The 12,664-nt window shown below is 73.8% G+C and carries 10 protein-coding genes; 6 read left to right on the plus strand and 4 right to left on the minus strand.

What is annotated here, in order from left to right; all coding sequences use genetic code 11:
* Nucleotides 1-9: 9 nt before the first annotated feature.
* From ACIRBX_RS21195 to ACIRBX_RS21220, 6 genes are read left to right on the plus strand one after another with little or no spacing between them, the layout of a single operon-like run.
* Nucleotides 10-1,143 carry a glycosyltransferase family 4 protein gene (locus tag ACIRBX_RS21195; RefSeq protein ID WP_402298598.1) on the plus strand — a complete coding sequence of 378 codons (1,134 nt, stop codon included), beginning with the start codon at nucleotides 10-12 and terminating at the stop codon, nucleotides 1,141-1,143.
* On the plus strand, nucleotides 1,140-3,461 hold the full coding sequence (locus tag ACIRBX_RS21200; protein ID WP_402298599.1) for a hypothetical protein: 2,322 nt from the start codon (nucleotides 1,140-1,142) through the stop codon (nucleotides 3,459-3,461). Before ACIRBX_RS21195 ends, ACIRBX_RS21200 begins: the two co-directional genes overlap by 4 nt.
* Nucleotides 3,458-4,603, plus strand: a complete 1,146-nt coding sequence (locus tag ACIRBX_RS21205) for a glycosyltransferase family 4 protein (protein WP_402298600.1) — start codon at nucleotides 3,458-3,460, stop codon at nucleotides 4,601-4,603. Before ACIRBX_RS21200 ends, ACIRBX_RS21205 begins: the two co-directional genes overlap by 4 nt.
* Nucleotides 4,596-6,176 (plus strand): lipopolysaccharide biosynthesis protein, encoded by a 1,581-nt coding sequence (locus ACIRBX_RS21210; protein WP_402298601.1) that lies wholly within the window; start codon nucleotides 4,596-4,598, stop codon nucleotides 6,174-6,176. The genes ACIRBX_RS21205 and ACIRBX_RS21210 overlap by 8 nt, the downstream gene beginning before the upstream one ends.
* Nucleotides 6,173-7,333 (plus strand): glycosyltransferase family 4 protein, encoded by a 1,161-nt coding sequence (locus ACIRBX_RS21215; RefSeq protein ID WP_402298602.1) that lies wholly within the window; start codon nucleotides 6,173-6,175, stop codon nucleotides 7,331-7,333. Before ACIRBX_RS21210 ends, ACIRBX_RS21215 begins: the two co-directional genes overlap by 4 nt.
* Nucleotides 7,330-8,475 (plus strand): glycosyltransferase family 4 protein, encoded by a 1,146-nt coding sequence (locus ACIRBX_RS21220; RefSeq protein ID WP_402298603.1) that lies wholly within the window; start codon nucleotides 7,330-7,332, stop codon nucleotides 8,473-8,475. The genes ACIRBX_RS21215 and ACIRBX_RS21220 overlap by 4 nt, the downstream gene beginning before the upstream one ends.
* A 25-nt stretch (nucleotides 8,476-8,500) precedes the next feature.
* Here the strand turns inward: ACIRBX_RS21220 and ACIRBX_RS21225 are convergent, their stop codons facing one another.
* From ACIRBX_RS21225 to ACIRBX_RS21240, 4 genes are all read right to left on the minus strand, one after another.
* A complete protein-coding gene (locus tag ACIRBX_RS21225) occupies nucleotides 8,501-9,736 on the minus strand; it encodes a cellulase family glycosylhydrolase (protein WP_402298604.1) in 1,236 nt (411 codons plus the stop codon).
* Between the two features lie 58 nt (nucleotides 9,737-9,794).
* Nucleotides 9,795-10,577 carry a histidine phosphatase family protein gene (locus ACIRBX_RS21230; RefSeq protein ID WP_402298605.1) on the minus strand — a complete coding sequence of 261 codons (783 nt, stop codon included), beginning with the start codon at nucleotides 10,575-10,577 and terminating at the stop codon, nucleotides 9,795-9,797.
* A gap of 114 nt (nucleotides 10,578-10,691) precedes the next feature.
* Nucleotides 10,692-12,332, minus strand: a complete 1,641-nt coding sequence (gene mctP, locus ACIRBX_RS21235) for a monocarboxylate uptake permease MctP (RefSeq protein WP_402298606.1) — start codon at nucleotides 12,330-12,332, stop codon at nucleotides 10,692-10,694.
* On the minus strand, nucleotides 12,329-12,601 hold the full coding sequence (locus ACIRBX_RS21240) for a DUF3311 domain-containing protein (RefSeq protein ID WP_402298607.1): 273 nt from the start codon (nucleotides 12,599-12,601) through the stop codon (nucleotides 12,329-12,331). Before ACIRBX_RS21240 ends, mctP begins: the two co-directional genes overlap by 4 nt.
* Nucleotides 12,602-12,664: the final 63 nt, after the last annotated feature.

Consider the following 12,664-nt stretch of genomic DNA (forward strand, 5'->3'; position numbering starts at 1 on the left):
GGAAGCCTGATGCGTACGATCCTGCAGGTCACCCCGTACTACCCGCCGCACCTCGGCGGGTTGGAGCGGGTCGTCGAGCACCTCTCGCGGCAACTGGCCGGCCGGCACCGGGTGCGGGTGGTGACCACCGTGCTCGGCGCGGACGGGGCGCCCCGGCGCCAGGCCGAGGAGCCTTCCGGCGACGGCTCCCTGACGGTCCGCCGGCACCGGGCGGTGGAGGTCGCGCACACCGCGATCGCCCCCGGGCTGCCGCTCTCGCTGCTGGCCGCCCCGCGCGACGCGGTGCTGCACCTGCACTGCGCGCACGCCCTGATACCCGAGCTGGTGGCGCTCACCGCACTGCTGCGCCGCCAGCGCTACCTGCTCCACTTCCACCTGGACGTGGACGCCTCCGGCCCGCTCGGCCGGCTGCTGCCGCACTACAAGAAGCACGTGTTCGGCCGGGTGATGCGGGCCGCCGCCGGGGTGATCGTGCTGACCGAGGCCCAGGCCGCCTTCGTCCGGGACGCCTACCGGGTGCCCGCCGAGCGGGTCTTCGTGGTGCCGAACGGTGTCGGCCCCGAGTACTTCCTGACGGTCCGTGAGAGCGGCGAGCCCACCGGGCGCCCGCTGGAGCTGCTGTTCGTCGGCCGGCTCGGTGCGCAGAAGAACGTCGACCGGCTGCTGGACGCGCTGGCGCTGACCACCGAGCCGGTCCGGCTGCGGGTGGTCGGCGACGGCGAGCTGCGCGGGCACCTGGAGGCCAAGGCGGCCAGGCTCGGGCTGACCGGCGTGGAGTTCGCCGGCGGCCTGCTCGGCCCCGAGCTGCTCGCGGCCTACCGCGCGGCGGACGCCCTGGTGCTGCCCTCGGACCGCGAGGGGATGCCCTTGGTGGTGCTGGAGGCGATGGCCGCCGCCCTGCCGGTGCTGGCCACCGCCGTCCCGGGCAGCACCGAACTGCTCACCGGCGTCGGCCTGCTGGCCGCCCCCGAGCCGGCCGCGCTGGCCGCCGCCGTGGACCGGCTGGCGGCCGATCCGAAGCTGCGGCTGCGGCTGGCCCGGCAGTCCGCCGGGGCGGCCACGGCATACTCCTGGGAGTCGGTGGCGGCCCGGGTCGAGCAGGTCTACGCCGAGGTCCACCCGCACCCGGCAGGACGGGCATGAAGATGAGGTTGCTCCAACTGCTCGGCCGGCTCCACCGGCGCAGCCGCGTGCTGCTCGGGGTGGCGCTGGCCTGTCTGGTCGAGGCCTGGGCCGGTGCGCCCGGCGCGCTCCAGACCGCCGCCGGGCTGTACCTGCTGTTCGTCGCCCCGACGGTGTTCTGGCGCGGGGTCGCGGCCAAGGCGGTCTCCACCCGGGAGGCCGTGCTGGTGCTGGCGGTCGGGCTGACGGTGATCACCGACCTGGTGATCGCGCTCGGGGTGAACACGGTGCTCCCGCTGTTCGGCGACGAGCACCCGCTGAGCCGGCGCGCGCTGTCCGGCGCGATGGCGATGACCCTGGTGCTGCTCGGCACCTTCCTGCCCGAGGAGCCGCGCGCCGCGAAGGCCCCCCGGCGGCCCGGACTCCCGTACGGGCTGGGCCCGGTGGCCGGGCTGGGCGCGCTGGCCCTGGTGCTCTCGGTGGCCGGCCCGACCCGGCTGAACAACGGCTTCAGCGGGAAGACCAGCATGGCCGCGCTGGTGGTGATCGCCGCGCTGCTGGTGCTGCTGACGGTCCGTCGGCGCCGGTACTCCGCCCCGCTGGTCTCGCTCGGGCTGTACGCCGCCTCGGCCTCGCTGCTGCTGCTGAACTCGCTGCGCGGCTGGTACATCGTCGGGCACGACGTGCAGCGCGAGTACGAGTACTTCCGGCTCACCCTGGGCGGCGGCTACTGGGACGTCTCCGCCTACCCCGACGCCTACAACGCCTGTCTGAGCATCACCCTGCTGCCGGTCAGCCTGGTGCGGCTCACCGCGATCTCGGACGTCTACGTCTTCAAGCTGGTGCTGCCGCTGCTGTTCGCCTTCACCCCGGTCCTGGTCTACCGCTCGGTGCGCAACGTCGCCCCGCAGTTCGTGGCCCTGCTGTCGGCGGTCTACTTCATGGTCTTCCCGACCTTCTTCACCGACATGACCTTCCTGGGCCGCCAGGAGGTGGCCTTCCTGCTGATCGGCTGCGCCATGGTGGTGCTGACCGACGGGGCGCGGCCGCTGCGCACCCGGCGGGTGCTCTTCCTGGTGCTGCTCGGCGGCGTGGTGCTCTCGCACTACTCCACCATCTACCTGATGGTGGCGGTGCTCGGCCTCGGCGTGGCGGTGGACCTGGGCTGGCGGCTGCTGGCCCTGCGCAAGGGCCGCAAGCCGCGCCGCCGCCCCCGCCGGGACCACGCGGCCTCCTTCGTGACCTGGTGGATGGTGCTGCTGGCGGCCGGGATGGCGCTGCTCTGGGCCGGGCCGGTGACGCACACCAACGGGCAGCTCGGCCGCACCGTGGCCGGGGTGGTCAAGGGCCTGGTCGACCCCGGATCGGTCAAGAGCGGCTCCTCCGACACCGGGTACAGCGTGTTCGGCGGCGGCCGGGTCAGCCCCGAGCAGCGGATCACCGACTACCGGAGCGCCAGCGTCGAGTGGACCGCCGCCGACCGGGCGGCCGGGGAGCTGCTCCCGATGGCCACGGTGGACGCCTACAAGACCGGGCTGGCCCCGGTCGAGGAGCTGCCGCCGACGGCGGCCGGGCGGGCCCTGGAGGCGGTCGGGGTGAGCGTCTCCGGCCTCAACTCGCTGCTCCGGCAGGGCGCCGCCCAGCTGCTCCAGGTGCTGCTGCTGGTCGGTGTGGTGGTGGCGTTCCGGGCCCGGCGGCGGATCTTCCAGCCGGTCCGCGACCAGCTCACCCTGACGGTGGGCGCGGTCACCGTGATCGCGCTGCTCACCGTGGTGCCGCAGCTCTCGGTGGACTACGGCGTGCTGCGCGCCTTCCAGCAGGGCCTGTTCGTGTTCGCGCCGTTCGTCGCGGCCGGCACCCTCTGGCTGGCCCGCTGGGCCGGCCGGCGCGCGGTGCCGGTGGTCTGCGTGCTGGTGACCGGCCTCTTCCTGGACCTGACCGGTGTGGTGCCGCAGCTGCTCGGCGGCTACCCGGCCCAGCTCCAGCTGAACAACTCCGGCCGGGCGTACGACATCTACCACCCCACCACCGAGGAGCGGCTGGCCGCGTACTGGCTGGAGCGGACCACGGCCGGCCAGAAGCCGCAGCAGCTGGTGCAGACCGACGCGTACACCTTCGCCCGGCTGCAGACCCTGATCGAGGGCCCGGCGGTCGGCGACCTGTTCCCGACGGCGGTGCGCGCGCACGCCTACGTCATCCTGGGAACGGCCACCGTGCGCAGCGGCCAGGTGACCTTCGCCTACCAGGGCGACCTGATCACCTATCAGTACCCGGTCGGCCTGCTGGACTCGACCAAGAACCGGATCTACAGCAGCGAAGGGGCGGCGATCTACCGATGAGCACCACCGAGGCGCCTGTGCGGGTCCTGCTGGTCAGCCACTACTACCCGCCGCACCTGGGCGGCGTGGAGAACGTGGTCCGGCAGGAGGCCGTCCGGCTGGCCGCCGCCGGGGCCGAGGTCACCGTGCTGACCAGCGGCGAGCGCTCCTCCAGCACCCTGGAGGAGGGCGTCCGGGTGGTCCGGGTGGCGGCCTGGAACGGCGCGGAGAAGGCCGGGGTGCCGTTCCCGGTGCTGGCGCCGACGGTGCTCACCACCGCGCTGCGGCTGGCCCGCCGGGCCGACGTGGTGCACCTGCACGACTGCCTCTACCTGACCTCCTGGGCGGCCGGGCTGGCCGCCCTCCTCACCCGCACCCCGCACCTGCTGACCCAGCACGTCGGGATGGTGCAGCACCCGTCCGCCGTGGTCCGCGGCGTCCAGCAGGCGGTCTACGCGGTGGCCGGCCGGGCGCTGCTGCGCCGGGCCCGCCGGGTGATCACCCTGAACGCCTCGGTGGCCGCGTTCGTGCTGCGCCACGGCGCCCGCCCCGAACGCGCCGTGCACCTGGCCAACGGGGTGGACACCGAGCTGTTCCGCCCGGCCGCCGATGCGGACGAACGCGCCCGGGCCCGCAAGGAGTTCGGCCTGCCCGAGGACCGTCCGCTGGTGCTGTTCGCCGGCCGGCTGGTGCCCAAGAAGGGCTTCGACCTGCTGCTCGCCGCGCACGGGCCGGCGGCCGGCCACGACCTGGTGTTCGCCGGGGACGGCGACTCGGCCCCGCTGGCCGGCCGGGCCGGGGTGCACCACCTGGGCACCCTGACCCCCGAGCGGCTGGCCGTGCTGTACCGCGCCTGCGACGTCTTCGCGCTGCCCTCGACCGCGGAGGGCTTCCCGCTCACCGTGCAGGAGGCGATGGCCTCCGGACTGCCGGTGCTGACCACCGACGACCCCGGCTACGCGCCCTACGCCCTGGACCGCGGGCTGGTCCGGCTGGTGGAGCGGGACCCGGAGGTGCTGCGCGCCGCGCTGGCCGCCCTGACGGGCGATCAGGAGCTGCGGGAGCGGATGGGGCGCTACTCGCGCGGCTACGCCACCGGCTCCTTCGACTGGACGGAGCACGCCGCCACGCTGCTGCGCTGGTACCGGGAGCACCGTGGCTAGACACCGGGGCGGCCCCGGCGAACGAGACCGGGAGCGGACGGGCCGTCAGGAGGGCCGCCCGGCCCGGCGGCACGCCCGCCCGGCCGACCAGATGTACCGCAGCTCGCTCTTCATGCTGGCCTCGACCGCCGTCACGGCCGGGCTGGGCTTCCTGTTCTGGGTGGTGGTGGCCAACTTCTACCCGGCCCGCCAGGTCGGCCTGGCCACCTCGCTGATCTCGGCCACCACGCTGATCGCCTACCTGAGCCAGTTCGGCCTGGACAGCACGCTGATCCGCTTCCCGGCCGCCAGGACCTCCCGGAACGGGCAGCTGACCCAGTCGCTGGCGCTGGTCTCGGTGGTCGCCTGCCTGCTCGCCACCGGCTACCTGCTGGGCCTGCCGCTCTACGGCGAGAAGCTGCTCTTCGTCCGGGACAACCCGCTGGTGGCGGTGGCCTTCGTGGTGCTCTGCGCCTGCGCCGGGGTGAACCTGCTGACCAAGTCGGTCTTCGTCGGCGCCCGGGTGCCGCAGTTCAACGTGCTGGTGGACGGCCTGCTCCAGGGCCTGGCCAAGCTGGCGCTGCCGGCCGCCCTGGTCGGCTTCGGCACCTTCGGCATCGTCGGCTCCACCGGTGGCGGGTACGTGGTGGCCGCACTGGCCGCCCAGGTGCTGCTGCACCGCAAGCTGGGCTTCCGCTTCGACTTCCGCACCCGGGGCACCCGGCTGCGCGAGCAGCTGCGGTTCTCGGTGGCCAGCTACTCGGCCAGCCTGCTGAACCTGCTGCCGCAGCTGGTCACCCCGCTGATCGTGCTGCACCACCTGGGCGCCGAGGCGGCGGGCTACTACTACGTGGCCTACCAGATCGCCACCCTGCTGTACGCGATCTCCTGGTCGGTCGGCGACGCGGTCTTCGCCGAGGCCTCCTACGACCCGTCCCGCTTCGGGGTGCTGCTCCGCCGCTCGGCGGTGATCATGGCGGCGGTGCAGATCCCGGCCGCCGCCGTGGTGGCGCTCGGCAGCGGCCTGGTGCTGAAGCTGTTCGGCCACGGCTACGCCGAGCACGCCCAGGCGCTGCTGGCCGCGCTGGCGGTGGCGGCCGGGGCGGTGGCGCTGAACACCTGGGCCACCTTCGTGCTCAAGCTGACCGGCCAGCTGAAGACCCTGGTGGCCTGCAACGTGCTCTACGTGACGGTCTCGATCGGGCTGGCCCTGTCCTGGGCGCCGCGCGGCCTGGTCTGGTTCGGCTGGGCCTGGGCGGTCGGCAACCTGGCGGCCGGGCTGGCCGCGCTGGCCGGCCTGGCGCTCGGTCGCGGCTCGCGCCCGCCGGCCCCGCCGCCGCCCCCGCCGGTGCCGCCGGTCGAGGTGCCGCCGGCCCAGCACCGGCTGCCGTACTGGGCGCGGCCCCGGCAGCCCGAGGGCGAGCCGGCCGGACCGGACGAGGGTGCGCCGGCCGGACCGTACGGGGGCGAGCCCGGCGGGTCGTACGGGCGGCCGACGGAGGGTCAGGGGCCGTACGGCCCGCAGGACGTGGACCGGCCGGACTCCGGGGCGTGGGTGCCGGGCCGGCCGAGGACGGCGGAGAGTCACGCATGAGGGTGCTGCAGATCGTCAACCTGGGCTTCGAGGCGGGCGGTGCGGAGAAGAGCGTCCGCCTGATCGCCGAGGGCCTGACCGCCCGGGGGCACCGGGTCCGGGTGGTGGCCACCGACCGGCTGGCCGAGGGCCGGCCGGTGTTCGCGGACGAGCTGGTGCCCGGCATCTCCGGCGGCGCGGCGGCCCGGCTGCTGGGCTACTTCTGGCACCGGCCCGCGTACCGCGCGGTCCGCCGGACGGTCCGGGACTTCCGGCCGGACGTGGTCCACCTGCACACCATCGGCGAGTTCAGCCCGGCGGTGCTGGCCGCCACCGCCGGGGTGCCCCGGGTGCTGACCGTGCACGGCCCCGAGGACTGGACCCGGGACCTGCTGCGGTGGAACCTCGCCTCCGCCTCGGCCGGCGGCCCGCTCTCCGCCGGGGACCGGGCCCGCTACCTCTACCTGCGCTTCCTCCAGCGGCCCGCCTACCTGCCCCGGCTGCGCCGGGTCAGCCGGGTGCTGGCGCCCAGCCGGTACTTCGCCGAGACGGTCCGCCCGGACGTCGGCCGGGTGCCGGTGCACGTGCTGCCCAACGGCATCCCGCGCACCACCCGCCCCGAGCCGTTGACCGCCGACGACCAGCTGCTGTACGTCGGCCGGCTGGAGCCGGTCAAGGGCGTGCACGTGCTGCTGGACGCCTTCCGCCGGCTGACCGCCCGTCATCCCGGGGCCCGGCTCTCGGTGGTCGGCGACGGCCCGGCCCGGGCCGCGCTGGAGGAGCGGGCCGCCGATCTGGTGGCGGGCGGGCGGGTGGTCTTCTACGGCTGGCTGACGGGCGATCAGGTGGCCGCCCGGCTGCGGGCCGCCTCGGTGGTGGTGCTGCCCTCGCTCTGGCCGGAGAACTTCCCGACCGTCGCGCTGGAGGCGCTCCAGCTCGGCCGCCCGCTGGTGGCCTCCCGGGTCGGCGGCCTGCCCGAACTGGTCGGGCCGGACAACGGCGCGCTGGTCGAGCCCGGCGACCCGGCCGCGCTGGCCGCCGCGCTCGGCGGACTGCTCGGTGACCGCGGGCTGCTGGCCCGGCTCGGCGAGGGCTCGGCCGCGCGGGCCGGGCGGTACGGCGTCGAGGAGTTCCTGGACGGCCTGGAGCGGCACTACACGGAGGTGACGGCCCGGTGAGCACGACCACGGGTACCCGGCGGACGGTCGCCGTGGTGGCGCCCTACTACCCGCCCAAGGTCGGCGGGGTGGAGCACTACGCCGCCCGGATCGCCGCCGCGCTGGCCGCCGCGCCGGACCTGGAGCCGGTGGTGATCACCACCCGGCCGTCCGGCCTGCGCACCACCGTCACCACCGAACAGGGCGTCCGGGTGGTCCGGTTGGGCGCCTGGCTGAAGCTCTCCAACACCCCGCTCAGCCCGCTCTGGCCGTTCCAGCTGCGCCGCTGGCTGCGCCGCACCGGCGCCGAGCTGGTGAACGCGCACGCCCCGGTGCCGGGCCTGCCCGACCTGGCGGTCGCGGTCTGCGGCCGGCGCCCGGCCGTGCTCACCTACCACGCGGGCTCGATGCACAAGGGCGAGCCGGGCAGCGGGCTGGCCGACCGGCTGATCGGCGGGTACGAACGGGCCGTGCTGCCAAGGGTGTTCCGCCGGGCGAAGGCGCTGGTCGCGGTCTCCCCGGTCTCGCTGGCGGCCGGGCAGCCGCACGCGGTGCAGATCACCCCGGGCGTGGACACCGCCCGTTTCACCCCCGGCCCGCCCGCCTCCGGCCGGCCGCGCACCCTGCTCTACGTCGGCCGGATGGACCGCACCTCGGCCTGGAAGGGCGTGGACGTGCTGGTCGAGGCGTTCGCCCGGCTGGCCGACCTGCCCGACGCCCGGCTGCGGCTGGTCGGCGGCGGCGACGCGGTGCCGGAGCTGCTGGCCCTGGCCGGTCGGCTCGGGGTGGCCGAACGGGTCGAGGCGGTGGGCGAGCTGACGGGGGAGCAGCTGGTCTCCGAGGTGCGTGGGGCGGCCGTGCTGGCGCTGCCCTCGCGGACCGAGGCGGAGTCCTTCGGCATGGCCCTGGTCGAGGCGATGGCCTGCGCCACCCCGGTGGTCGGCTCGGCGGTCGGCGGCATCCCGCACGTGGTGACCGAGGGCGAGACCGGACTGCTGGTGGCCCCCGGGGACGCCGGGGCCCTGGCGGCGGCCTGCCGCCGGCTGCTCACCGACGGGGAGCTGGCCGACCGGCTGGGCGCCGCGGGCCGCCGCGAGGTGGAACGCCGGTACGCCTGGGACGGGCTGACCGAGCGTTACCTGGAGCTGTTCCGCTCGCTCTGAGCCGGGCGGCGCCCCCGGGGTGCCGCTACCCCTGGGGGTGCTGGGCCTCGTAGGCGCTGATCGCGGCCTTCCAGGAGTTCAGCGCGGCCTTCGGCGATCCGTCGTGGTAGCGCAGGCCGTAGAACTTCGAGCGGAACTGCCGGTCCTTCTCGGTGCCCTCGTCCTTGCCGGAGAACCAGAACACCGCTCCCACGTGCTTGTTGGCCGCCGCGGCCGGGACGGTGTCCAGGGCGATCGCGGCCTGGTAGGCCTCGGTGACGTGGGTGGCGTTCGGCGGGATGGTCGTGCCGTCCGCGGCGGCCCCCGGGCCGTTGGTGGCCGCGCCGGTCTCGGTCAGCCAGATCGGCAGGTCGGGGGTGCCGTAGGTCTCCAGGACGGCGACCAGGTTGCCCTTGGAGCTGCTGATCGCCTCGAAGGCGGTGCCGAAGTCGGTCTTGGCGCTGGGCAGGTGGGGGTAGGTGTACGGGTGGTACCCGATCGCGTCCACCAGCTTGTTGGCACCGAGCTTGCAGACCTCGGTGAGGTAGTCGGAGTGCGAGACGAAGTTCTTGTCCGGGTTGGTGCCGACCGCCGCCAGGCCGCCCATCACCAGGAACGCCTGGGAGTCCGCCGCCCGCATCGCCTTGGTGGTGGCGCGCAGCAGGTCGGTGTAGGCGGCCGGGTCGGGCTTGGGGTACCAGAACGGGATGTTGGGCTCGTTCCAGATCTCCCAGGTGTGCAGCCCCTGCGGGGCGTACCGCTCGACCGCCTTGCGGGCGAAGGCGGCGAAGGTCTCAGGGTTGGCCGGGACGCAGGAGACGTCGTTCGTGCAGCCGGGCTTGCGGGCCCAGGGCGGGGTGTAGCCGATGGTGGCGATCACCTCCAGCTTGCGGTCCCGGGCCGCCTTGAAGACCCGGTCGAAGCGCTGCCACTCGTAGCGCTTGGAGTTCTCCGGCTGGATGTTGGCCCAGGACAGGTCCACCCGGACCCACTTGGAGCCGGTGTTCACCGCGTCGTCCAGGCCGAGGGCGAGGTTGGCGTCCGACTCCCAGGTCAGCTGGTCGCCGTAGGCGATGCCGATCGGCAGGCCCTTGGGCTTGGACGGCTGGGAGGCGGACGGCGCGGCGGACGGCCCGCCGGTGGCGGCGGCATTGGCAGTGGGGTTCTGCGGGGAGGCCGGGGCCGGTCCGCCCCCGCCGGTCAGTATCGTGGCGCCCAGGGCGACCACGAACGCGAACAGCCCCACCACCAGCCGCTGCCGCCCACCCGAGTACCCCATCATGGCGACAGCTTAGACGAGGGGGGTGCGCGGCCCGCCGAGGAGGTTGCCGGACGGTGGCTCAGAGGTGCTCGGCCGAGTTCCACAGCTCCGGGCGCAGCCGGCCGTCCCGGGACCGCCAGAGGCTGGCGGAGCAGTTGGCCACCGGGGCGAGGTCGAGCAGCTGGCGCTCCGTCAGGCGGTCGAGGACGTACCGCAGCATCAGCACCGGGCAGTCGTGCGAGACCACCAGGACCGGCCGGCCCGCCTCCTCCTCGGCGAGGTCACGGAGCAGGCTGCGCATCCGCAGGGCGACGTCCAGGAAGGACTCGCCGCCCGGCGGCCGGTAGTACAGCTCGCCCATCTTGCGGCGGCGGGCGGCCTCGCCCGGGTGCTCCTTCTCGATCGCGGCGGCGGTGAGCATCTCCAGCACGCCGAGCTCGCGGTCCCGCAGCCGCTCGTCGTAACGGACCGTCAGGCCGACCGGCACCGCGCCGAGGCCGCCGGCCTGGGCCAGTGCGATCCGGGCGGTCTCGGCGGTGCGCACGTACGGCGAGCACCAGACCGAGCGCGGGCGGTCGGCCGGGGGCAGCGCGGCCCACCAGCGGCCGAGCGCCTGGGCCTGGGCCTGGCCGTGCAGGGAGAGCGGGATGTCGGCGTCCCGGCAGGTGATCGGGACGGCCATCGCGCCGGTCTCGGCCGCGAGTTGGAACTCCACGTTGGCGATCGACTCGCCGTGTCTGGTGGCGATCAGCGCCGACGGCAGTGGCGCTGTCCGGCGCTCACCGTCCTCGGCGGGGCGGGTGGTCTCCAGGACGCCGTTGCCGGTGCTGCTGCCGTTGAGGACGGTGCTGCGGTGATCCATGTGCTCTCCCCGTTGGTCCTACTACCCAATGATCGCGCCGTCCCCCCAGTGTTGACCGGGGAGACGGCGCGATCACAGGGCGCGCGCGGCACGGATCGGTGCGCCGTGGCGCCGTCAGTGCGCCGCGACGGGCTCCGGAGCCTCCGGCGATCCGGCGGCCGGCTTGGGGGCCTCGGCGGTGTAGTCCGCCTTGCTGGTCTCGTCGGCACCCTCGGGGGTCTTGAGCTGCCTGAGCACCACCGTCAGCACCACGGCGACCAGGACGTTCAGCACGAAGGCGGTCAGACCGATGTAGCCGATCTCGCCGACGCCGGGGATGACGGCCGAGCTCCCGCCGAAGTGCTTGGTGGCGGGGGAGGAGACCCCGTACGCCTTCCAGGTGCCGTAGACCATGCCGACCGCCCAGCCGGCCAGCAGCGCCCAGCGGTGGAACCACCGGGTGAACAGTCCGCCGACGATGGAGACGAAGGTCTGCAGGATCCAGATGCCGCCCAGCAGCTGGAGGTTGATGGCGAACTGCTTGTCCATCGCCAGCACGAAGGCCAGCGCGCCGACCTTCACCAGCAGCGAGGCGATCTTGGCGACCTTGGTCTCGTCCGCCGGGGTGGCGCCGGGCTTCAGGTACTCCTTGTAGATGTTGCGGGTGAAGAGGTTGGCGGCGGCGATCGACATGATGGCGGCCGGCACCAGGGCGCCGATGCCGATGGCGGCGAAGGCCACGCCGGTGAACCAGTCCGGGAACATGTTCTCGAACAGCTGCGGCACCGAGAGCTGCGGGTTGAAGCCCTTGACGCCCTTGCCGACCCCGGCCGCGATGGCCATGAAGCCGAGCAGCGCGAGCAGCCCGAGCATCAGCGAGTAGGCGGGCATGATGGCCATGTTCCGGCGCACCGTGTTGCGGGACTTGGAGGCCAGCACCCCGGTCACCGAGTGCGGGTACATGAAGAGCGCCAGGGCCGAGCCGAAGGCCAGGGTGGCGTAGGTCCACTGCGCGTTCGGCCCGGTGATCAGCGAGCCGGCCGGCTTGCCGGTGGCCGGGTTGACGGTGGAGAACTTCTGCGCGGCGGCGTCGAAGATCGCGCCGAAGCCGCCGAGCCGCATCGGGATGTAGATCACCGCGACGATGATCACCAGGTACACCAGGGTGTCCTTGACGAAGGCGATCAGCGCCGGGGCGCGCAGGCCCGAGGAGTAGGTGTAGGCCGCCAGCACCGCGAAGGCCAGGAACAGCGGCAGGTCCTTGACGAACCAGTTGCTGTCCGCGCTGCCGCCGACCCCGAGCACGTCCAGCACGGCCTGGATGCCGACCAGTTGGAGCGCGATGTACGGCATGGTGGCCAGGATGCCGGTGAGCGCGACCACCAGCGAGAGGCTCTTGGAGCCGTACCGCCCCTTCACGAAGTCGGCCGGGGTGACGTAGCCGTGCACCCGGGAGACCGACCAGAGCCGGGGGAGGAAGAGGAAGACCAGCGGGTAGGCCACGATCGTGTAGGGCACCGCGAAGAACCCGGCCGCGCCCGCGCCGTAGACCAGGGCCGGGACGGCCACGAAGGTGTACGCGGTGTAGAGGTCACCGCCGAGCAGGAACCAGGTGACCCAGGTGCCGAAGCTCCGGCCGCCGAGGCCCCACTCGTCCAGGTGCAGCGCGTCGTCCGCCCGGCGCCAGCGCGAGGCCAGGAAGCCCATCACGGTGACCAGGACGAAGAACAGCAGGAAGACCGTCAGCGCGGTCCAGTTGATCCCGGTGTGGCTCATGCGGACGCGTCCTTCCGGGGAGCGGGGACGCTCGCTGCCCGGCGGGCCTGCTCGTCACGGCGCAGCAGCAGGTAGGCCCCCACCGTGAAGACGGCCGAGAGCGGGACCCAGGCGAGTTGGTACCAGTAGAAGAAGGGCATCCCGCCGAGTTCGGGGGTGGCCTTGGCATACGAGGAAACCCAGAGCATCGCGACGACGGGCAGCAGCAGGCAGATTCCGGCGATCACCCGTGCCGGGGTGACCGCCGGGAGCTGACGTGCCCCTGGCATTTCTGACGACATGTGAGCGCTCCGCAACTGATCGACTGATCAGCGAAATCTAGGGCTCGTGGT

Source organism: Kitasatospora sp. NPDC096147, from assembly GCF_044763225.1.
Taxonomy (GTDB): domain Bacteria; phylum Actinomycetota; class Actinomycetes; order Streptomycetales; family Streptomycetaceae; genus Kitasatospora.

Excerpts from the sequence above, each read along its gene's own strand:
- mctP (WP_402298606.1), bottom strand. The coding sequence starts at position 12,332 with ATGAGCCACACCGGGATCAACTGGACCGCGCTGACGGTCTTCCTGCTG.
- ACIRBX_RS21240 (WP_402298607.1), bottom strand. The coding sequence starts at position 12,601 with ATGCCAGGGGCACGTCAGCTCCCGGCGGTCACCCCGGCACGGGTGATC.
- ACIRBX_RS21205 (WP_402298600.1), top strand. The coding sequence starts at position 3,458 with ATGAGCACCACCGAGGCGCCTGTGCGGGTCCTGCTGGTCAGCCACTAC.
- ACIRBX_RS21195 (WP_402298598.1), top strand. The coding sequence starts at position 10 with ATGCGTACGATCCTGCAGGTCACCCCGTACTACCCGCCGCACCTCGGC.
- ACIRBX_RS21230 (WP_402298605.1), bottom strand. The coding sequence starts at position 10,577 with ATGGATCACCGCAGCACCGTCCTCAACGGCAGCAGCACCGGCAACGGC.
- ACIRBX_RS21200 (WP_402298599.1), top strand. The coding sequence starts at position 1,140 with ATGAAGATGAGGTTGCTCCAACTGCTCGGCCGGCTCCACCGGCGCAGC.
- ACIRBX_RS21225 (WP_402298604.1), bottom strand. The coding sequence starts at position 9,736 with ATGATGGGGTACTCGGGTGGGCGGCAGCGGCTGGTGGTGGGGCTGTTC.
- ACIRBX_RS21215 (WP_402298602.1), top strand. The coding sequence starts at position 6,173 with ATGAGGGTGCTGCAGATCGTCAACCTGGGCTTCGAGGCGGGCGGTGCG.